The sequence below is a fragment of the Oleiphilus sp. HI0043 genome (assembly GCF_001634935.1).
In genome coordinates this window covers 1-989 of the sequence record NZ_LWEY01000374.1, presented here as the reverse complement: position 1 = coordinate 989, position 989 = coordinate 1, and the positions used below count along the sequence as shown (strand labels likewise).

3 protein-coding genes are annotated in these 989 nt (G+C 45.4%); all 3 read left to right on the top strand.

Going from position 1 to position 989, the window contains the following annotated elements:
* Nucleotides 1-500, top strand: a 500-nt coding sequence (locus A3729_RS05110) for a cbb3-type cytochrome c oxidase subunit I (RefSeq protein WP_197475577.1), incomplete at its 5' end; no start/stop codon positions are given.
* A gap of 74 nt (nt 501-574) precedes the next feature.
* On the top strand, nt 575-706 hold the full coding sequence (locus A3729_RS34230; protein WP_255374912.1) for a hypothetical protein: 132 nt from the start codon (nt 575-577) through the stop codon (nt 704-706).
* A gap of 1 nt (nt 707) precedes the next feature.
* Nucleotides 708-989 (top strand): cytochrome c oxidase assembly protein (locus A3729_RS05105; protein ID WP_197475576.1); only part of this gene is annotated, 282 nt, incomplete at its 3' end.

The following is a 989-nucleotide window of genomic DNA, read 5'->3' as shown; positions in this document are numbered from 1 at the left end:
GAACTACAGGTGTCATGCTGGCGGTTGTACCTGCAGATTTGCAATACCATGACACCTACTTTGTGGTCGCACATTTTCACTACGCATTAATACCCGGCGCACTATTCGGGCTCTACGCAGGTGTATTCTATTGGCTGCCAAAGTGGACTGGCCATATGTATAACGAAACGCTGGGTAAAATCTTTTTCTGGTGGACAACCATCGGCTTTAACCTGACGTTCTTCCCTCAACACTTTTCGGGCTTAGCGGGTATGCCACGCCGTATCGTTGATTACAGCGTGCAGTTTATTGAGTTTAACCAGATATCGAGCATTGGTGCCTTTATCTTCGGCCTATCTCACCTACTCTTTGTCTACATCATTATTCAAACTATACGTGGTGGCGAGAAAGCTCCAGCTCAGCCTTGGGAAGGTTCTCAGATCGGTACACCTGGCCTGGAGTGGACGCTCCCATCTCCTCCACCATTCCATAGCTTTGAAACACCTCCTACGGTCAAATAAAACCAGAATCTGGCCTTGGGTGCTTTAACAAAGAGCCCAAGGCTAGATACTTAACAACAAAAAGAGTTTTGATTATGAACCAACAAAGCGAACAAGCATTAAAGAAGTCAAATATTCGCACCGCGCTAATTCTTGGAGGCATTGCGATATCAAGCTTATGCATTGCCGCCTATGGCGTCAGCCAAACTTTAGCCGTGGGTGCATAACATGAGTGAAGTACCAGTAAAACAAAACAAGAAAACCGCACTAAAGCTCGCAATGTTAACAGTGCTTATGTTTGGCTTTGCCTTTGCGATGGTGCCGTTATACAAACTCGTATGCGATGTCGCCGGTATCAATAGCATCGATAGTAACAGTGGGCGCTCTGAGATTTCTGAACTAAGTAGCGAAGAACTTAGTCAGTCTTTAAGAACCGTAACGGTTCAATTCGACTCGACTATAAATGGCAATATGGCATGGGAATTCAAACCTGAAGCGAAAACCATGAAG

Coding starts and splice junctions, on each gene's coding strand:
- A3729_RS34230 (WP_255374912.1), top strand. CDS start 575: ATGAACCAACAAAGCGAACAAGCATTAAAGAAGTCAAATATTCGCACC.